At 54.1% G+C, this 20,079-nt stretch carries 13 protein-coding genes; 7 read left to right on the forward strand and 6 right to left on the reverse strand.

The window, feature by feature from the left end; genetic code table 11:
- Window positions 1-251: 251 nt before the first annotated feature.
- The 3 genes from pepN (at window position 252) to ACETPC_RS11475 (ending at window position 8,366) form a co-directional block, all read left to right on the forward strand.
- Window positions 252-2,867, forward strand: coding sequence for an aminopeptidase N (gene pepN, locus ACETPC_RS11465; RefSeq protein WP_380181466.1), 2,616 nt, complete (start codon window positions 252-254; stop codon window positions 2,865-2,867).
- A gap of 282 nt (window positions 2,868-3,149) precedes the next feature.
- On the forward strand, window positions 3,150-4,835 hold the full coding sequence (locus tag ACETPC_RS11470) for a ShlB/FhaC/HecB family hemolysin secretion/activation protein (protein WP_380181468.1): 1,686 nt from the start codon (window positions 3,150-3,152) through the stop codon (window positions 4,833-4,835).
- A 3-nt stretch (window positions 4,836-4,838) separates the two neighbouring features.
- On the forward strand, window positions 4,839-8,366 hold the full coding sequence (locus ACETPC_RS11475) for a filamentous hemagglutinin N-terminal domain-containing protein (protein WP_380181470.1): 3,528 nt from the start codon (window positions 4,839-4,841) through the stop codon (window positions 8,364-8,366).
- 81 nt (window positions 8,367-8,447) lie between these two features.
- Here ACETPC_RS11475 and ssuB read toward each other — a convergent pair whose 3' ends face one another.
- The 5 genes from ssuB to ssuE are packed head-to-tail and all read right to left on the reverse strand — an operon-like array spanning window position 8,448 to window position 12,704.
- Window positions 8,448-9,236, reverse strand: a complete 789-nt coding sequence (gene ssuB / locus ACETPC_RS11480; RefSeq protein WP_380181472.1) for an aliphatic sulfonates ABC transporter ATP-binding protein — start codon at window positions 9,234-9,236, stop codon at window positions 8,448-8,450.
- Window positions 9,233-10,024 carry an aliphatic sulfonate ABC transporter permease SsuC gene (gene ssuC, locus ACETPC_RS11485; RefSeq protein ID WP_380181474.1) on the reverse strand — a complete coding sequence of 264 codons (792 nt, stop codon included), beginning with the start codon at window positions 10,022-10,024 and terminating at the stop codon, window positions 9,233-9,235. The genes ssuB and ssuC overlap by 4 nt, the downstream gene beginning before the upstream one ends.
- A 7-nt stretch (window positions 10,025-10,031) precedes the next feature.
- A complete protein-coding gene (gene ssuD, locus ACETPC_RS11490) occupies window positions 10,032-11,177 on the reverse strand; it encodes an FMNH2-dependent alkanesulfonate monooxygenase (RefSeq protein WP_380181476.1) in 1,146 nt (381 codons plus the stop codon).
- Window positions 11,174-12,142: a sulfonate ABC transporter substrate-binding protein gene (locus ACETPC_RS11495; protein WP_380181478.1), complete on the reverse strand. Its 969-nt coding sequence runs from the start codon at window positions 12,140-12,142 to the stop codon at window positions 11,174-11,176. The genes ssuD and ACETPC_RS11495 overlap by 4 nt, the downstream gene beginning before the upstream one ends.
- 10 nt (window positions 12,143-12,152) lie before the next feature.
- A complete protein-coding gene (ssuE, locus tag ACETPC_RS11500) occupies window positions 12,153-12,704 on the reverse strand; it encodes an NADPH-dependent FMN reductase (RefSeq protein ID WP_380181480.1) in 552 nt (183 codons plus the stop codon).
- Between the two features lie 377 nt (window positions 12,705-13,081).
- On the opposite strand from ssuE, the gene pyrD reads away from it, so the two are divergent.
- Window positions 13,082-14,092 (forward strand): quinone-dependent dihydroorotate dehydrogenase, encoded by a 1,011-nt coding sequence (gene pyrD, locus ACETPC_RS11505; RefSeq protein WP_380181745.1) that lies wholly within the window; start codon window positions 13,082-13,084, stop codon window positions 14,090-14,092.
- A 156-nt stretch (window positions 14,093-14,248) separates the two neighbouring features.
- Entirely contained in the window at window positions 14,249-14,791 is a 543-nt protein-coding gene (locus tag ACETPC_RS11510) for a cell division protein ZapC (RefSeq protein WP_380181482.1), read from the forward strand.
- On the opposite strand, the gene ACETPC_RS11515 is transcribed toward ACETPC_RS11510, so the two are convergent.
- Window positions 14,788-15,903, reverse strand: a complete 1,116-nt coding sequence (locus ACETPC_RS11515; RefSeq protein WP_380181484.1) for a YcbX family protein — start codon at window positions 15,901-15,903, stop codon at window positions 14,788-14,790. The genes ACETPC_RS11510 and ACETPC_RS11515 overlap by 4 nt on opposite strands.
- Before the next feature lie 134 nt (window positions 15,904-16,037).
- On the opposite strand from ACETPC_RS11515, the gene rlmKL reads away from it, so the two are divergent.
- Window positions 16,038-18,149 (forward strand): bifunctional 23S rRNA (guanine(2069)-N(7))-methyltransferase RlmK/23S rRNA (guanine(2445)-N(2))-methyltransferase RlmL, encoded by a 2,112-nt coding sequence (rlmKL, locus tag ACETPC_RS11520; protein ID WP_380181749.1) that lies wholly within the window; start codon window positions 16,038-16,040, stop codon window positions 18,147-18,149.
- Window positions 18,150-18,154: 5 nt separating this feature from the next.
- On the forward strand, window positions 18,155-20,062 hold the full coding sequence (locus ACETPC_RS11525) for an ABC transporter ATP-binding protein (RefSeq protein ID WP_380181486.1): 1,908 nt from the start codon (window positions 18,155-18,157) through the stop codon (window positions 20,060-20,062).
- The last annotated feature ends 17 nt before the right edge of the window (window positions 20,063-20,079 follow it).

Here is a 20,079-nt window from a genome sequence, read left to right on the forward strand (position 1 = left end):
GCATCCTCTGGCGAAGAGCGTTATCCCTGGTTTAAAAATGGCAATGACGCAGGAGTATAACTTGAATACTCATTTATTGAACCCGATCACAGCATAATTCACCCGGGCAGGTCGAGGGCAATCCGTGCGCTTGTTAAGAGAATGTATCTTTTAGCGGCGGTTCGCGCTGCCCGGCACGATTCAACATGGCAACATTGCGGTAAGCGGAATAGACTTGGAAAGTTAACTAATTACCGACTTGAGAAGGATTTATGACGCAACTGCCCCAAGCCAAAAATCGCCATGATTATCGTGCGCCGGATTACACTATTACCGATATCGATCTGACGTTTGACCTGGATGCCGCGACAACCCGCGTAACGGCGGTCAGCCGGGTCAAACGTTTGGGCCAGGCAGATGCGTCGCTGCGTCTGGATGGAGAAGATCTGACGCTAATCGCGTTGGAAATCGATGGTCAGCCCTGGTCGGATTACGCGCTTGAAGAGGGCGCGCTGATTATTTATCAGCTACCGGATACCTTCACGTTAAAAATCGTCAATACCATCCATCCGGATAAAAACAGCGCACTGGAAGGGCTTTATAAATCCGGTGAAGCGCTTTGCACCCAGTGTGAAGCCGAGGGTTTCCGTCATATTACCTGGTATCTGGATCGACCGGATGTGCTGGCGCGTTTTACAACCAAAATCATTGCTGACAAAGAGCTTTATCCTTATTTGTTGTCAAATGGCAACCGTATAGACGGCGGCGAAACAGAAAACGGTCGCCACTGGGTAAAATGGGAAGATCCTTTTCCGAAACCTTGCTACCTGTTTGCGCTGGTGGCAGGCGATTTCGACGTACTGCGCGACAGTTTCAGAACCCGCTCCGGCCGCGATGTCGCACTGGAGATCTTTGTCGATCGCGGCAACCTGGATCGCGCCGACTGGGCCATGACCTCGCTGAAAAACAGCATGAAGTGGGATGAAGAGCGATTTGGCCTGGAATACGATCTCGATATTTTTATGATCGTCGCCGTAGACTTTTTCAATATGGGCGCCATGGAAAACAAAGGCCTCAACGTCTTTAACTCTAAATATGTGCTGGCAAAAGCGGAAACGGCCACCGATAAGGATTACCTGGGGATTGAAGCCGTTATCGGTCATGAATATTTCCATAACTGGACAGGCAACCGCGTTACCTGCCGCGACTGGTTCCAGCTTAGCCTGAAAGAGGGGCTAACGGTATTCCGCGATCAGGAGTTCAGTTCCGATCTTGGCTCACGCCCCGTTAATCGTATCGACAACGTCCGCGTTATGCGCGGTGCGCAGTTTGCAGAAGACGCCAGCCCGATGGCCCATCCAATCCGACCTGAGCAGGTCATTGAGATGAACAACTTCTACACCCTGACCGTTTATGAGAAAGGCTCAGAGGTGATCCGCATGATGCATACGCTGCTGGGCGAAGCGAATTTCCAGAAAGGTATGCAGCTCTATTTCGAGCGTCACGACGGCAGCGCCGCGACCTGCGACGATTTTGTGCAGGCGATGGAAGATGCTTCTAACGTCGACCTTTCTCAGTTCCGCCGCTGGTACAGCCAGTCCGGCACGCCGGTACTCTCCGTGCGCGACGATTATAATGCTGAACTGGAACAATATACGCTGCACGTTACCCAGATGACACCGCCGACAGCCGATCAGCAACATAAGCTACCGCTGCATATTCCACTGGATATCGAACTCTATGACGATGAGGGCAACGTCATTCCTTTGCAGCATAATGGTCATCCGGTTCATCATGTGCTGAACGTTACGGAAGAGTTTCAGAGCTTTGTCTTCGACAAGGTTTACCATCAGCCGATCCCCTCGTTGCTGCGTGAGTTCTCTGCGCCGGTGAAGCTGGATTATAACTGGAGCGATGCGCAGCTCACTTTCCTGATGCGTCATGCCCGCAACGATTTTTCCCGCTGGGACGCTGCACAAAGCCTGCTGGCGACCCATATCAAACTAAACGTCGCCCGCTTCCAGCAAGGTCAGCCGCTTTCGCTGCCTCTGCATGTGGCGGATGCGTTCCGTGCCGTGTTGCTGGAGGAAAACAGCGATCCGGCGCTGATGGCGCTAATCCTGACGCTGCCAGGCGAGAACGAGATCGCCGAGCTGTTTGAGACTATCGATCCCGTGGCTATCGCGGAAGTCCGCCGTGCGTTGACAAGCACGCTGGCGGCCGAACTGGCCGACGAATGGCTGGCGGTATACAACACACATCGGGTCGATGAGTATCGTATTGACCACGCGGATATCGGCAAGCGTGCGCTGAAAAATGTCTGTCTTCATTATCTGGCATTTGGCGAGGTAGAACTCGCCGATAAGCTGGTGACGGCTCAGTTCCGTCAGGCCAATAATATGACTGATTCGCTGGCAGCGATGGCGGCTTCCGTTGCTGCCCAGTTGCCATGTCGCGCGGCATTGCTTACGGAGTTTGATGAACGCTGGCATAAAGATGGCCTGGTCATGGACAAATGGTTTGCTTTGCAGGCAACCAGTCCAGCGCCAGACGTGTTAAGCCGTATTCGCACACTGCTTAGCCATCGCTCGTTTACGCTGAGCAATCCTAACCGTATTCGCTCGCTGATTGGTGCTTTCGCCTCGGCTAATCCTTCTGCTTTCCATGCAGCCAACGGCAGCGGTTACCAGTTTCTGGTAGAAATCCTGACTGATTTAAACACGCGCAATCCTCAGGTTGCTTCTCGCATGATTGAGCCGCTAATTCGCTTTAAACGCTACGACGAAGAACGTCAGGCATTAATGCGCAGCGCGCTGGAACAGTTAAAAGCACTGGATAATCTTTCCGGCGATCTTTATGAAAAGATCGCTAAAGCACTGAAGGATTAAATTAAATAACGGGGGCAGTAATGCCCCTTTTTTTATTTGTATATTTAGATTTTATAAGGATTTTTTTAGAATGGATTTTTTGTTTGTGGGGGGGGTTATCTTTTTTCTTGATTTATCTTAAGCTCGATGCTGTCGGTGGGGCTTAAGAAGAAATCTCTATTAACTTTGACTTTCTTAAGCTGATAGTGCTGAAATTTCTTTCCGTCTTTGTATAATTTTTGAAATTAAAATTAACTTTTAAATATATTCAATTATTACTACAAAGGACTTTTGATGTTGTGTATGAATTTACGCAAACAGGGTTATGTTGTCTTTCTTTTGGTTTCTTTCTTTTTCCCATCAGCCAGTAAAGCTAAACCTTCCTCTGTTTTTGAACCCGCGCCGGTAGTTTCTCAGCAGCAAAAACAGCAGGCGCTTGAATCGTTGTTAAATCCGGCAGCGAAAGCTGTGCACTTGTTTTCCGATCTTTCCAGAGGAGACAGGCTGGCTTTTCCATCGGAAAAAAAATGCTTTTTTATAAATAATATTCAGTTGGAAGATGAAGTCTGGCTGCCTGCAGGCATAACCTTTCATACTTTAATCCGACAGGCTGAAAATCAATGTCTGGGCGGGCAGGGTATTAACCTGCTAATGAGTGCAATGCAAAACCGGCTGGTCGAGCAGGGCTATATTACTGCGCGGGTAATGGCGCCGCCGCAGAACCTGACAAGCGGAACCCTAAGGATCAAACTCGTTGAAGGTAAAATTGGTCAGGTAAAACTGGCTGAAAACAGCGATCGTTATATACAGCTATATACGACTTTTCCTTCCCGCAGTGAAGATTCGCTTAATTTGCGCGATATTGAACAGGGCCTGGAAAATCTTCAACGCCTGTCAGGTACGCAAGCCGCAATGAAAATTATCCCCGGCGTAAAACCGGGAGAGAGCGATATTGAAGTAACCTGGCGGCAGGACAAGCCCTGGCGGATAAATTTTTCGCTGGATGATGCGGGTGCGAAAAGCACTGGCCACTATCAGGGCAGCGGCGCGCTTTCCATTAATAATCCTTTCTCGCTAAGTGATTTATTCTATATTTCCGCCAGCACCGATCTACACGGCGGCGATAAGAGCAGTAAAAATATAACGGCGCATTATTCCATACCTTTCGGCTACTGGATGTTTGGCACAACCGCTTACGATTATCGCTATCAGCAGAAAGTTTCCGCTTCTTATATAGATTTCCGCTACAGCGGCTGGGTTAAAAATATCACTATGAACGCCAGCCGGGTTATTTATCGTGGACGCAGCCATAAGACCAGCTTCAGTTACGACCTGCTGGCGCGTCAGTCAGGCAATGCGATTGAAGACGTAGCGCTGACGTCGCAGGCTCGCCATACGGCCGCATGGCGGCTGGGATTGCAGCATCGTCACTATGTTAATCAGGCCACGATGGACGCCGGCCTTAGCTATCAGCAGGGCACCCGCTGGTTCGGCGCCGTTCCTTCTCCGGAAGAAAGAAGCGGGGATGCAACTGCGCTCAGTAAAATCGTCACTCTTAACCTACAGCTCAATCTGCCTTTTCAGCTTGCCCGGCAGACCTTTCGCTACAACACGCGGTTCTTCCAACAATTCACCGCTACGCCGCTGACTTCGCCTGAGCAGTTTTCCATCGGTAACCGCTGGACGGTACGAGGATTCGATGGTGAACGCACCCTGATGGCCAGCCGGGGCTGGTTCTGGCGCAACGATATGGCCTGGAAAACGCCTTTGCCCAGCCAGGAACTTTATCTTGCTATCGATAGCGGCGGCGTGAGCGGGCCGGGCAGCGAATATTTGAGCGGCAACGCGCTGACAGGCGGCCAGGTGGGTATTCGTGGAAACGCCTTTAAAGGCAGCTATGACCTGTTTGCCGGCATGCCCTTTTCTAAGCCGGATGGCTTTCAGACCAGCCGTGTAACGCTGGGCTTTAATCTTAACTGGAGTTATTAATCGATGAATAAAAATTTTTACAGACTGGTCTACTGCAAAACGCGCAGCATGCTGGTCGCCGTGGCCGAATTTGCCCGTGCTCATCGCAGCGGCTCCGCTGTAGCCGGAAAAGCGGCCAGCGGTCAGGCATTTTGCAAACTGAATGCAGTTAGTTTCGGTATTATGCTGGCTTTAGGCGCGGTTCAGCCCGCGCAGGCAAATATTGCTGCTGACGGCGGCGCGCCGGCCGGACAGCAGCCAACCATCATTGCTAATCCCGGCATGGCTACCCAGATCGATATCCATGCTCCGAGCGCTGCTGGCGTATCGCGCAATAGCTATAGCCAGTTTGATGTCGATCGTAATGGCGCGGTTCTTAACAACTCGCAGCATGGCGCAATGACCCAGTTGGCTGGCGAGATTGCAGGCAACCAGGCGCTGGTGCAGGGAGCGGCAAAGATTATTCTTAATGAAGTTAATTCCGCGAATCCCAGCCAGCTTAACGGGATGATTGAGGTGGCAGGCCAGCAGGCACAGGTAATTATCACCAATCCTTCCGGTATTAGCTGCGACGGCTGCGGTTTTATCAATACCAGTCGTGCCACGCTCTCTACCGGCCAGGCGCAGCTGGAAAACGGCGCACTTACCGGCTACAAAGTGGAAGGCGGAGAGATTGTCGTACAGGGCGTCGGAATGAACTCTTCGGCCAGCTACACGGATATTATCGCGCGAGCAGTAAAAGTTAACTCGGCTCTGCATGCTGATGAATTAAAAATCACCACCGGGCGAAATCATGTTGATGCAGCGAACGAGCAGATTACCGCGCTGGAGGATAAAACTGACGCTCGCCCGGAACTGGCGCTGGATGTCTCCAGCATGGGCGGCATGTATGCTGGTAAAATTACCCTGGTAGGTACAGAAAAAGGGGTAGGCGTTAACAATGCCGGGATAATTTACACCCAGGCAGGATCGGTTACCCTGAATGCTGATGGCAGCATCACAAATTCCGGCGTTATCGACAGCAGTAATGGAGTCACGCTGATCGGAAATAATGTAATTAACGAGCAGCAGGCCGCTATTTTATCCGGCGGCGATACAGAAATTTTCGCCGCAAATAGCGTAAATAATACTGGAATGGTGCAGAGCCAGAAATCGCTCGGGCTGACGGCGAACAGCTTAAATAATAGTGGTGATATTAACGCAGGCGAAAACATAAATATCAGCGCCAAAAGTCAAGTTTCTAATGAGCATGCGCTTACCGCCGGTAAAAATATAACTATCGCCGCTGCCAGCTACTCAGGCGGACAGGCCAGCGCTCTCCAGGCCGGAAACTGGTCAGAGCATGGCGACATCAAGCTTAACACCTCGGATAAAATTAGCGCCGCGGGCAGAGTGCAGGCAAGCGGCGACTGGCTGGCAGAAGCAGAAAATATCGATCTGGGTGCCAGCCAAATCCAGGCGAACAACATCGATTTAAAAGCCAGTGCAGACCTAAACCTTGAGGGTACTGAGCTGATGGCAGGACAGCAGCTGAAACTGCAAGGGAACCACATTGCTGCTCAGGACGGAAACCTCTCAGGTGACAGAATCCTGATTGCCGCGAAAAGCTTCACACATTCGCAAGGGCAAATTTTCGCTAACAACATAGCGATCGATGCCGCAAGCGTGCATAACAATCAAGGCAGCATTAACAGTTCCGGTGACCTGACTATAAATTCGGGCTACCTGAGCAATCAGGGCGGAACTCTATATGCGGAGAATGCGCTGCTGCTTACCAGTGATTCGCTTTTAAACGATGAAGGCCTGATAGCGGGGCAACAGCTTGTCGATCTGTCCGTAGGTAATTTAACTAATAATGACGGCAATATTTCTGGTTTCGGTGATATCACCATTAATAGCAGCGGCACCGTTTTTAATAACGGAAATATTAATGCGGGCCAGGCGTTAATCGTTGCGTCACAAGATGATATAACCAATACAGGAAGCCTGTATGGCGATCGCAAACTGGCTTTAACGGCAAAAAATATCGTTAATGCCGGTGCTCTTACTGCGAACGGCGACATCATCATTGAGGCCGCCACGCTGGACAGCAAAACCGAAAGCGTTATCAGTGCGGGGGAATGGGGTAGCGGCAACCTGAAAATCACTACATCCGGGAGTCTCATAGCTAAAGGCACCAATAGTGCAAATGGCACTCTGCAATTAAAGGGGGAACGTGTAGACCTCAGCGGCAGCTTTACTCAGGCAGAGAGTATTTTTGTAGAAGCCGAAAAGATGCTGACCACCAGCAACGCCTGTGTCCGTGCTAATGAGGGAATTCATCTCAAGGGTAAGGAAATAAGCAATCAGTTTGGCTCGCTTTCGGCAAACAGGATAAATATTACTGCAGAGATACTGGATAATCAGCAGGGAGCAATCAATGCCTATGGCGATATACAGCTGGCGGTTGAAAAAACAGACAATAGCGAAGGCACTATTACTGTTGCAGGCAGAGAAATTGAAAGTATTGATGATTCCTTACCGCAGCAAGAAGAATCTGGCGAATATCTCCTGCCAAACCTGGAGGTAACGGGTAATGAATGGGCTTCCGGCCCGGCGCTGGATGCGTTAAAAGAAATCAAAGCCGCTATGGGCGTCAACCAGATTGGATGGCGACCTGGTGAAGAAGCCTTGCGCAATGTGGTCAATTACCTGTATGTGGCGCTGGAAAGCGGCTACGAAATTGACGACCAGATGGTTAACGCGCTTGCCCGATTAGCTATGGGGGCCAGCTGGACGGAAGAGGGGAATGCGGCAATGGCCAGCATTGCCAGCCTGGTGAAAATGCACTGGCAACAAGCAAAAATAACGCCGCCAGCAAATGAAGAAACCGTTACGCCACCGATGGATGAGGAAGAAGCCGTTACGCCACCGATGGATGAGGAAGAAGCCGTCACGCCACCGGCGGACGAAGAAGAAATCGTTACGCCACCGGCGGATGAAGAAGAAATCGTTACGCCACCGGCGGATGAAGAAGAAATCGTTACGCCACCGGCGGATGAGGAAGAAGCTGTTACGCCACCGGCGGACGAAGAAGAAATCGTTACGCCACCGATGGATGAGGAAGAAGCCGTCACGCCACCGGCGGACAAAGAAGAAGCCGTCACGCTGCCAGCGGATGAGGAAGAAGCTGTTACGCCAACGGCAGATGAAGACGAAATTGTTACTCCATCGGAGGACGACAATCCGCCTGCAAAAAATGACAATAGTTCTTCCTTGCCCGATCTAAATGTCACTGGCGACGAGATGTATCGCGAATGGGGCAGCTACGCCAGCGTTTTAAGCCAGGTTAAAAGCGCGAAGCTTGACTGGAATACGCCAGCAGGTAGCAAAATGCTGGAGCACGTAATCAACTATATGTATGTCGCGCTGGAAAATGGCTATGGGCTTGATGAGCAAATGGTCAAAGCGCTGGCGCAACAGGCATGGGGATTGGGTGCTACTCAGGAAAATATTGCGGCAACGGCTCAGGTAGCGGCTATCGTTAATGCCGCCTGGCAGGCGGGAAAGTAGATAAATTTGTGAGCAGGTTCAACCTGCCCGTATCAGCGTAATTGTCCCCGGCCGTGGAGAAATTCGCAGCCGGGGATTTTTTCAGCGCTGCGCGTAGCGTTTTTCCTCTTCCACCGGCGAACGCTTCATCACCCGATCCAGCACTTCGGCTTCCAGCTCCGCCAGCCGTACGGAACCTTTACGACGCGGGCGTGGCAGATCGACCGTTAAATCCAGACCGATATTGCCTTCTTCTATCAGCAGTACCCTGTCGGCCATTGCCACGGCCTCGCTGACGTCGTGCGTCACCAGCAGCACGGTAAAATGATGTTTCTGCCACAGTGACTCAATCAAATCCTGCATCTCAATGCGCGTTAAGGCATCCAGTGCGCCAAGCGGTTCATCCAGCAGCAGCAAGCCGGGACGATGGATCAGGGCGCGAGCCAGAGCAACACGCTGTTTTTGTCCGCCAGACAACGCCGCAGGCCACTCGTTGGCACGCTCTGCCAGACCAACGGCTTCCAGCGCTTCCAGCGCCGCGCTTTTCCAGGCGCGGCCTTTCAGTCCAAGTCCAACGTTATCAATAATGCTTTTCCAGGGTAACAGGCGCGCATCCTGAAACATCAGGCGGGTATCATCTTTGGCCTCGCTCAGCGGCGCGCTGCCAGCGAGCAGTTCGCCCGAAGTGCTTTTTTCCAGTCCGGCCAGCAGGCGGAGCAGGGTACTCTTGCCACAGCCGCTGCGTCCAACTACCGCGACAAACTGACCGGAAGGAATATGCAGATCGATATTATTCAGTACGGTACGGCCGTGATACTGCTTGCTGACGCCGTTGACGATCAGAGGCGTACCGGCGTTGAGACGCGCTGGAGAAGATGTTAACTCGCTCATGCGTTTTCCTCTTTCAGTTGATAAGCCGGATGCCAGCGCAGCCAGACGCGTTCCAGTAACAGCGCGCTGACGTCAGCCAGTTTACCGAGCAAGGCGTAAAGAATAATGGCGACAACCACAATATCGGTTTGTAAAAATTCGCGGGCATTCATCGCCAGATAGCCGATACCGGAGTTAGCGGAAATTGTCTCCGCGACAATCAGCGTCAGCCACATCAGGCCCAGCGCAAAGCGCACGCCGACCATGATAGAAGGCAGCGCGCCCGGCAGCACCACCTGAATAAACAGGCTCCAGCCGGAAAGGCCATAGCTGCGCGCCATCTCCACCAGGCCGCGGTCGATATTGCGGATGCCGTGATAGGTATTCAGATAAATTGGGAAAAGCGTTCCCAGCGCCACCAGGAATATTTTGGCGGACTCATCGATGCCGAACCATAAAATCACCAGCGGGATCAGCGCCAGATGCGGCACGTTACGCAGCATTTGCACCGAGGTATCCAGCAGGCGTTCGCCAATGCGCGACATCCCGGTGATCAGCCCTAAAATCAGCCCGATCGATCCACCGATGCCAAAACCTACGGCGGCGCGCCAGCTACTGATCGCCAGATGCTGCCATAGCTCGCCGCTGGCAGAGAGTTTCCAAAAAGTAACTACAATAGCTTCCGGCGCGGGCAGGATGCGCGTAGAAAGCCAGCCGGTCTGCGAGGCGATTTGCCAGACCACTACCAGCACCACAGGGAGAACCCAGGGCAACAGCTGGTTGCCGATACGGTTAAGCGGTTTACTCATAGTCACCTCAGCTCTGTGAAACTTTTTGCGGGGCGAAGTCATGCGCAACGGCTTCGCCATGCGCGACAATTTTGTTGGGCTGCGGCACTTCCGGCACCTTTAAATCCAGATGTGGGAACAGTAATTCGCCAACGCGGTAAGCCTCTTCCAGATGCGGATAGCCGGAGAGGATAAAGGTTTCGATACCCAGCTCTTCATACTCGCGCATTCTTGCCGCTACGGTTGGGCCATCGCCTACCAGCGCCGTTCCGGCTCCGCCACGCACCAGGCCAACGCCTGCCCACAGATTTGGACTTATCTCCAGCTTGTCGCGGCGGCCACCGTGTAAAGCAGCCATGCGATGCTGGCCAACAGAGTCTGTTTTCGCCAGCGCAGCCTGCGCTTTAGCGATAGTGGCGTCATCCAGATGGGAAATCAGGCGGTCGGCCGCTTTCCAGGCCTCCTCGTTGGTTTCCCGCACGATTACGTGCAGACGGATGCCGAACTTAACCGTTCTGCCCTGGGCCGCCGCTTTCGCGCGTACCTGCTCGATTTTTTCTTTAACCTGCGCTGGCGGCTCGCCCCAGGTCAGATAAACGTCAACCTGTTCCGCTGCCAGATCCTGAGCCGGTTCAGAAGAACCGCCGAACCATAAAGGTGGACGAGGCTGCTGCACGGGTTTAAACATCAGGCGGGCGCCGCGCACATGCACATGCTTGCCTTCATAATCCACCGTTTCACCTTCCAGCACGCGGCGCCAGACGCGGGTAAATTCCGCCGACTCAACGTAGCGCTCGCGGTGATCCAGAAAAACGCCGTCGCCCGCTAATTCTTCCGCGTCGCCGCCGGTTACAAGGTTAAACAGCGCGCGACCATTTGACAGGCGATCCAAGGTGGCGGCCTGGCGAGCCGCCTGGGTAGGCGAAATCACGCCGGGACGCAGCGCCACCAAAAAGCGCAGGCGTTGAGTAACAGGGATCAGCGAGGCGGCAACCAGCCATGCATCCTCACATGAGCGGCCGGTTGGGATCAGCACGCCGCCGAAACCCATCCGATCGGCAGCCTGGGCAATCTGCTGCAGATAACCGTGATCCACCGGACGAGCACCTTCCGCTGTCCCTAAATAGTGACCGTCGCCATGAGTAGGCAGAAACCAGAACACAGAAAGGCTCATTGTGATACTCCTTGTTTAGCGGCGGCGTCGTGCCAGATACGGCTGGCGATATCGACTTTAACCGGCATTAAATGATTGGCGTAGAAAAGGTCGGCAGTATGCTGCTGGGCCTGGACGGTTTTTTCGCTGACCGGCCCGATAATGGTTGGGGGACGGTGATCCAGGTAGCTGGCGATCACCGGCTTCGGCAGACCGATAGTTTGCGATAGCAGCGCTATGCTCTGCTCACGATCGCTGCGGGTCAGCTTATCGGCCTCGCTAAATGTCTCCAGCACCTGAGTGACAAAAGCGCCGTTGGCTTCGGCAAAGGGACGGGTCGCCAGATAAAACGAACCGGTCAGATTAAGCCCGTTGCCGTCCGCGAGCACCCGAACGCCGCCCTGCAGCAAAGCGGCGGAATAGTAGGGATCCCAAATCGCCCAGGCATCGACATCGCCCTGCTGAAACGCAGCGCGCGCGTCGGCAGGCGTCAGATAAGCGGGCTTGATATCATTGAATGTCAGACCCGCTTTAGTTAAGGCGCGCAGCAGCAGATTGTGCGAGCTGGAGCCTTTCTGGAAGGCTACTTTATGACCTTTCAGATCGGCGACGCTTTGGATCGGGCTGTTTTTAGCCACCAGAATCACTTCGGATTGCGGTTTCGGCGGTTCCGAACCGACATACAGCAGATCGGCCCCGGCCGCCTGAGCGAAGATTGGCGGAATATCGCCGGTGCTGCCCAGGTCGATGCTGTTAACATTTAGCGCCTCCAGCATCTGCGGGCCTGCCGGAAACTCAATCCACTTAATCTGCGTATGGGGGAAGCGTTTCTCCAGCAACTGGTGCGAGCGGGCCAGCGCCATACTCACCGATCCCTTTTGATAGCCAATACGGAAAGTTTTAGGCGCGCTTTCATCCGCCAGCGCGCCGCCGGAAAGCAGCGCGCTAAAAGCCAGCGCTGAGACAAAACGTAAAAACAGGCTCATTAGCTCTTCCTTATACTGCAGCGGCCAGCAGTTGATGACGACGAGTCAGCGCATGCCAGAAAGTGTCAATGGATTCCGCAATGCGCTCGGCAAGAAGAGGCGAAAGTTCCGGCTGGCGATCGTAATGGCTAATCTGGCTATCGTCGGCAAAGACGCCGTGCAGCACTTCCTGCGCTTTTAGCGCATTGAGCACAGGTTTCAGCGCGTAATCGACCGCCAGCATATGAGCGATAGTGCCGCCGGTGGCCAGCGGCAGCACGACTTTATGTTCCAGCGCACGCTCCGGCAGCAGGTCGAGCAGCGTTTTCAGCGCGCCGGAAAAAGAGGCTTTATAAACCGGCGTGGCAACAATCAGCCCGTCGGCATTTTCCAAATCCTCTTTTAAAGCCAGCAGCGCAGGCGAATCAAAGCGGGCGTACAGCAAATCTTCAGGATGGAAGTTATGCAGGTTCCAGGGAATAACTTCAGCGCCTCGCTGTTCAAGCGCCTGCTGGCACAGCGTTAACAGCGCCGTTGACCGTGAAGGATAGCGAGGACTGCCTGCCAAAGTGATAACGCGCATCTTCTCTCCTTATAACCAAAAGTTATTGATTAAAATCATTTCCAAATTTATGGAACTATCCTGACAGAGAGCGGCAGAGGGCTTAAATGATTTATCCGGCATATTTAAGTTACTTTTCGGATAAGCAAAAAGCAGCTGGCCGGAAAGCGCGTAAAAAGAGAGAGATAACACAACGCAAACGTTTTACTTTCCTGGCAAAGGACTTTACCATTTTCACCCGCGCCTGCAGCGTCGCTGCGCCAGTTGAAGGCCGCCGTTGCTCTTGCTCCCCAACAACATAATAAAGGTGGCAAAAACGTGTCGGCCGCGCAGTTTTCCAGGTTGCCTGGCAACCGTTAGTCTTTATCCGGCCCCTTATTGCGGGCTACTCAGGAGCGATCATGTATAACCTGGTCCGTAACGCGCTTTTTCAGCTCGACGCTGAACGTGCCCACGAACTGACTCTTCAGCAGCTGCACCGTATCACCGGCACGCCGCTTCTTCATCTCGTTCGCCAGAATCTACCTTTCAAACCTGTGAACTGTATGGGGCTGGTATTTAAAAACCCGCTGGGCTTGGCGGCCGGACTGGATAAAAACGGCGAATGCATTGATGCTTTCGGCGCGATGGGATTTGGCTTTATAGAAGTGGGCACCGTCACACCGCGTCCTCAGGCGGGCAACGACAAACCGCGCATGTTCCGCGTGCGCGAGGCAGAGGGCATCATCAACCGCATGGGCTTTAATAACCTTGGGGTGGATAACCTGGTCAATAACGTCAGACAGGCCCGCTTTGACGGCATCCTTGGCATTAACATTGGAAAAAATAAGGATACGCCGGTAGAAGCAGGTAAAGACGATTATTTAATCTGTATGGATAAGGTCTATCCCTTTGCCGGTTATATTGCGATCAATATCTCATCTCCGAATACGCCGGGCTTGCGTACGCTGCAATATGGTGAAGCATTAGACGATCTGCTGCTGGCGATTAAACAAAAACAGCAGGAACTGGAACAGCGTCACCAAAAATATGTCCCGGTAGCGGTCAAAATAGCGCCAGATTTGTCTGAGGAAGAGCTGGTACAAATTGCCGACAGCCTGGTACGGCACAATATTGACGGCGTTATCGCCACCAATACCACGCTCGATCGCTCGCTGGTTAGCGGTCTGAAACACAGCGAAGAGGCGGGCGGCCTGAGCGGCAGGCCGGTGCAGTTACGCAGTACAGAGATAGTTCGGCGGCTGGCGCAGGAGCTACAGGGAAAGCTGCCGATTATCGGTGTAGGCGGCATAGATTCACTGGTAGCGGCAAAAGAGAAAATGGCAGCGGGTGCCTCGCTGGTGCAGATATATTCCGGATTTATCTATAAAGGGCCGCCGCTGATAAAAGAAATAGTCAGTTATATTTGATTAAATGCAGGCTTTACGGCGCCAGGGGGTTTATTTTCACCTCTGGCTCGTTTATATTTTCTCCTGTTTATCTGTTATTCAGACTATTTTCAGCCGGGCGTATAACCATGGCCTGTTGAAATAATAGCCGACCTGACGATCATTACAGGATATTTCATGAAGATTAAACCTGACGACAGCTGGCGCTGGTTCTTCGATGACGAACAGGAACGCATGATGTTAGCTATGGCGGAGGGCGCGCTGTTTTGTTCACGCTTCCCTCGTAAAATGCTGACGCCGGATGCTTTTACCACTGCCAAATTCTCCGTTGACGACGCCGCGCTGTTCTCCACCTTTGCAGAAAAATGCCTGACATGTGACCTGAACGAGCAGCAGCGCGCCGAACTGGTGCTTAACGCGCTGGTCGCCTTGCGTTTCCTCAAGCCGCAAATGCCGAAAAGCTGGCACTTTTCCGCCCATCCACGCCACTGCACGCCGCAGGATGGCGATCTGGTAGCGGTGCGCCTGAGCGAAACGGGCGAAGAAGCCACGCTGCTGGTGGTAGAGTCGGGCGAAAACGCCGCGCTCTGTCTGCTGGCGCAGCCTGAACTGCAGCTGGGCGGTAAGGCCATGCAGCTGGGCGATGCCATCAAGGTGATGCACGATCGCCTGCTGCCCGCTATCAGCCAGCATATTTTCGCCTTCGCCCGCGCCGTCTAAAGCGCCGTCAGCACCACATCGCTTTCAGGTACGCAGCTGCAGCTTAACAGCGTGCCGTCTTCACGCAGGGCGCCTTTTTTCAGCGGGCGAACCTGACCGGCAGCCAGCCGGACGCGGCAGCTGCCGCAAACGCCGGCGCGGCAGGAGTAGGGGATGCGGTGGCCCTGCATCTCCAGCTGATCCAGCAAAACCTGCTGATTGTTACCGTTAAAACGCTCGCCCTGCCAGCTAATCGCCAGGCTTTCCTGCGCGGAGACCACGTCTTCCAGCGGCTCTGCTACTTCTCCTGCGCCATAAACGCGCGGCGATTTATTGGCTATCACTTCCAGCTCGTCGCCAACCCGAACAATACCGCTGCTGCGCGCGACCAGATTCAGGCCAAAATCGACATCGCCGCTGCCGTCCGTCGCGGTGCGAAATTTTTGCAGCGTATGCAGCGGTTCGCCGGTTGGATGCTTGCGGCCGCGCTCGGGGCTGACGGTGGTAAAGATGCAGCGGCTACAGGGTTTAGGCACGTCAAAAACGATGCCGCCAATGCGTACCGTCGACCAGCTATCCTCTGCCCAGGCAGCGGCGCCGGTTATAACCAAATTGGGACGAAACTGCTCCAGCTTTACGCCTGCCGGACAGCGCCGACGCAAATCGTGCAGCGAGGCTTCATTGATCAGCAGATAGGGATAGCCATCGGCAAAGCCCAGCGGCACCTGAGCAAAGCGCTTAACGCGGCGCGTCATTTCCGGGCCGACCCAGCGCAGCTGCACGGGACGAGGGAAAAAACCACTTAGCCATGTATTAATCTCTACGGGTGCAATCAGCGCGGTAAAATGGTTGCCCCAAACTTCCACTGGCGCGGGTTCGGCAGCGAAATCCGCAAAGCGAATAGTGGCGCTGCTGCCGTCCGGCGCGGCCAGTAGCAGCCCGTCCGGCAGCAGCGCGGGCGTAAAGAGCACCATTTCAGGATGCTGGCGGGCGCTAATAAAGGTGCCGTCCGTTTCGGTCAGCATAAAAATGCGATCGAAAGCCAGTCCGCTTGCCAGCGCCTGGGCATGAGAAACCTGCGTGCCGCGCATTGATTTAACAGGATGAATAAACAAACGAGACAGGCCGATCATAAAGCTCTCCGGTAAAAAAGAGGGCGTCAGCGCAAAAAAGAGCCGGGAGCGGCTGACGAAAAGACGCTAACTTTATGACATGCGACGCGGATTAGCTATAATGCGCAGCAATTTTCCAGATGATAAGTGATGTTATGAATTCTCTGTTTGCCAGTACGGCGCGTGGGCTCGAAGAGCTGTTAAAAAGTGAGCTGGAAGCGCTGGGGGCACAGGCCTGCCAGGTTGTCCAGGGCGGCGTACATTTTGAGGGCGACGATCGTCTGATGTATCAAAGCCTGATGTGGAGCCGCCTGGCTTCCCGCATCCTGCTGCCGCTGACCGAATGCGGCGTTTATAGCGACCTGGATCTCTACCTGGGCGTGCAGGCCATTGACTGGCCAACGATGTTCGGCAGCGATAAAACTTTTGCCGTGCATTTCAGCGGCCTGAATGACGTGATCCGTAACAGCCAGTACGGCGCGCTAAAAGTCAAAGACGCTATCGTAGACAGCTTTACCCGCAAAAATCTGCCGCGTCCGGATGTGGATCGCGAGCAGCCGGATATCCGTGTTAACGTCTGGCTGAATAAAGACAAGGCCAGCATTGCGCTGGATCTGAGCGGCGAAGGCCTGCATCAGCGCGGCTATCGCCAGCAGACCGGTATGGCACCGCTGAAAGAAACTCTGGCGGCCGCTATTGTACTGCGTTCCGGCTGGCAGGCAGGAACGCCAATGGTGGATCCAATGTGCGGATCGGGTACGCTACTGATTGAAGCGGCGATGATCGCCAGCGATCGCGCGCCGGGCCTGCATCGCACCCACTGGGGCTTCACCGGCTGGAAAAAATTTGACGAGGCTGTATGGCGCGAAGTGACCAGCGAAGCTAAAGTGCGCGCTCGTCGCGGGCTTCAGGAAACGACCTCGCGCTTTTACGGTTATGATAACGATAGCCGTGTGATTGAACGCGCACGCGTTAACGCCCGTCGCGCAGGCCTGGCAGAGCTGATTAGCTTTACTGCTCAGGACGTGCTGAAGCTAACTAATCCGCTACCGGAAGGGCCGGTTGGCACCGTGCTGAGCAACCCGCCATACGGTGAGCGTCTGGAGAGTGAACCCGCGCTGATTGCACTGCACAGCCAGCTGGGCCGTATTATGAAACAGCATTTTGGCGGCTGGAGCCTGTCGCTGTTTAGCGCCTCGCCAGAGCTGTTAAGCTGCCTGCAACTGCGTGCCGAGCGTCAGTTCAAGGCCAAAAACGGCCCGCTGGACTGCGTGCAGAAAAACTATCAGCTGGCGGTCAATACCACCGCTGTTGGTCAGATTGCGGAAGATTACGCCAACCGCCTGCGCAAAAATCTCAAGAAGCTGGAAAAATGGGCGCATCAGGAAGGGATTGAATGCTATCGCGTTTATGACGCCGATCTGCCGGATTACAACGTAGCCGTCGATCGCTATGGCGAGTGGGTCGTGGTGCAGGAATATGCGCCGCCGAAAACCATTGAACCAGCTAAAGCACGGCAGCGCCTGTTTGATGTGATCGCCGCCACGCTCAGCGTACTGGAGCTGCCTGCTAATCGTCTGGTGCTGAAAACCCGCGAGCGTCAGAAGGGCAAAAGCCAGTATCAGAAACTGGGCGAAAAAGGCGACTTCTTTGAAGTTTCCGAATTTAACGCGAAACTGTGGGTTAACCTGACCGACTATCTGGATACCGGCCTGTTCCTGGATCACCGCATCGCACGCAAAATGCTGGGCCAGATGAGCAAAGGCAAAGATTTCCTGAATCTGTTCGCCTATACCGGCAGCGCCAGCGTGCACGCTGGATTAGGCGGCGCGAAAAGCACTACCACCGTGGATATGTCGCGTACCTATCTGGAGTGGGCAGAGCGCAACCTGCGCCTGAACGGCCTGACCGGCCGCCAGCATCGTCTGATGCAGGCCGACTGCCTGAGCTGGCTGCGCGACGCGGATGAGCAGTTCGACCTGATCTTTATCGATCCGCCGACCTTCTCCAATTCCAAAAGAATGGAAGAGAGCTTTGACGTGCAGCGCGATCATCTGCAGCTGATGCAGGATCTGAAAAAGCTGCTGCGTAAAAACGGCACCATTATGTTCTCTAATAACAAGCGCGGCTTCAAAATGGACTTCGAAGGCCTGGCTGGTCTGAACCTGCACGCGCAGGAAATCACCGCCAAAACGCAGTCGCAGGACTTCGCCCGTAACCGTCAGATTCACAACTGCTGGCTGATAACTCACGCCGGTAAGGAATAAGTTTTATGTCACTGATTAGTATTCATGGCGCTTACCTCTCATTCAGCGATGCGCCGCTGTTGGATAACACCGAGCTGCATATTGAGGAAGGCGAACGCGTCTGTCTGGTAGGGCGCAATGGCGCGGGCAAATCAACGCTGATGAAAATCATCAACCGCGAACAGCCGCTGGACGATGGCCGCATTATTTACGAGCAGGATTTGATTGTGGCACGTCTGCAGCAGGATCCGCCGCGTAACGTAAAAGGCTCGGTCTACGATTTTGTGGCGGAAGGCGTAAACGAGCAGGCTGAATATCTGAAAGCCTATCACGCTATTTCACACCTGGTGATGAGCGATCCGAGCGAAAAGAACCTGAATGAGATGGGAAGGCTGCAAAGCATTCTCGATCACCAGAACCTCTGGCAGCTGGAGACCCGCATCCAGGATGTGCTGAAGCAGATCGGCCTGGACGGCGACGCGCCGCTGTCGTCGCTTTCCGGCGGCTGGCTGCGCAAGGCTGCGCTGGGTCGGGCGCTGGTCAGCAACCCGCGCGTTTTGATGCTGGACGAGCCGACCAACCACCTGGATATCGAAACCATCGACTGGCTGGAAACTTTCCTGAAAACCTTCCAGGGTAGCATTATCTTTATCTCGCATGACCGTTCGTTTATCCGCAACATGGCGACGCGTATTGTCGATCTGGATCGCGGCAAGCTGGTCTCCTGGCCGGGCGACTACGATTTGTTCCTGGTGGGCAAAGAAGAGGCGCTGCGAGTCGAAGAGATGCAGAATGCGGAGTTTGACCGCAAGCTGGCGCAGGAAGAGGTCTGGATCCGCCAGGGCATCAAGGCGCGCCGCACCCGTAACGAAGGCCGCGTACGTGCGCTGAAGGCGCTGCGTAACGAGCGTTCTGAACGCCGCGAAGTGATGGGCAAAGCCAATATGCAGGTTGGTGAGGCGAGCCGTTCCGGTAAAATCGTATTTGAGCTGGAAAACGTTAACTATAGCGTTGGCGGCAAGCAGCTGGTCCGCGATTTTTCTGCGCAGGTACAGCGCGGCGATAAAATTGCGCTAATTGGCTCAAACGGCTGCGGTAAAACCACGCTGCTGAGGCTGATGCTCGATCAGCTTAAGGCAGACAGCGGCCGCGTGCATATTGGGACTAAGCTGGAAGTAGCCTATTTCGACCAGCACCGCGCGGAGCTGGATCCGGATCGCACCGTGATGGATAACCTGGCGGAAGGCAAGCAGGAAGTAATGGTTAACGGCAAGCCGCGTCATGTACTGGGCTATCTCCAGGACTTCCTGTTTCATCCAAAACGCGCCATGACGCCGGTACGCGCATTGTCCGGCGGCGAACGTAACCGCCTGCTGCTGGCGCGTCTGTTCCTTAAGCCAAGCAATCTGTTAATCCTCGATGAACCGACCAACGATCTGGACGTCGAAACGCTGGAGCTGTTGGAAGAGCTGGTTGATGGCTACCAGGGCACGGTACTGCTGGTCAGCCACGATCGTCAGTTTGTTGACAACACCGTGACCGAGTGCTGGATTTTTGAGGGTAACGGTGAAATCGGCGCCTTCGTAGGCGGCTATCACGATGCCCAGCAGCAGCGCGCGGCTTACAAGCAGACCCGCAGCAATAGCGCCAAAACGGCCGCGCAGCCGCGTCAGGAAAGCGTAAAAAACGAAGCGGCGAAGCGCCCGGCGGCTAAAATGAGCTATAACCTGCAGCGTGAGCTGGAGCAGATGCCGCAGAAAATGGAGCAGCTGGAGAATGAACTGGCCTCGCTCCAGGCAAAAGTGGCGGACGCCAGCTTCTTTAACCAGCCTCATGACGTCACTCAGCCGGTGCTGGATGCCCTTGCCCAGGCGGAGCAGGAACTGGAAAAAGCCTTCGAGCGCTGGGAATACCTGGAATCGCTGAAAAACTAACAACCCCGAGGTGAACT

Source organism: Pantoea sp. sgz302252 (assembly GCF_042610525.1).
Lineage (GTDB): Bacteria > Pseudomonadota > Gammaproteobacteria > Enterobacterales > Enterobacteriaceae > Erwinia.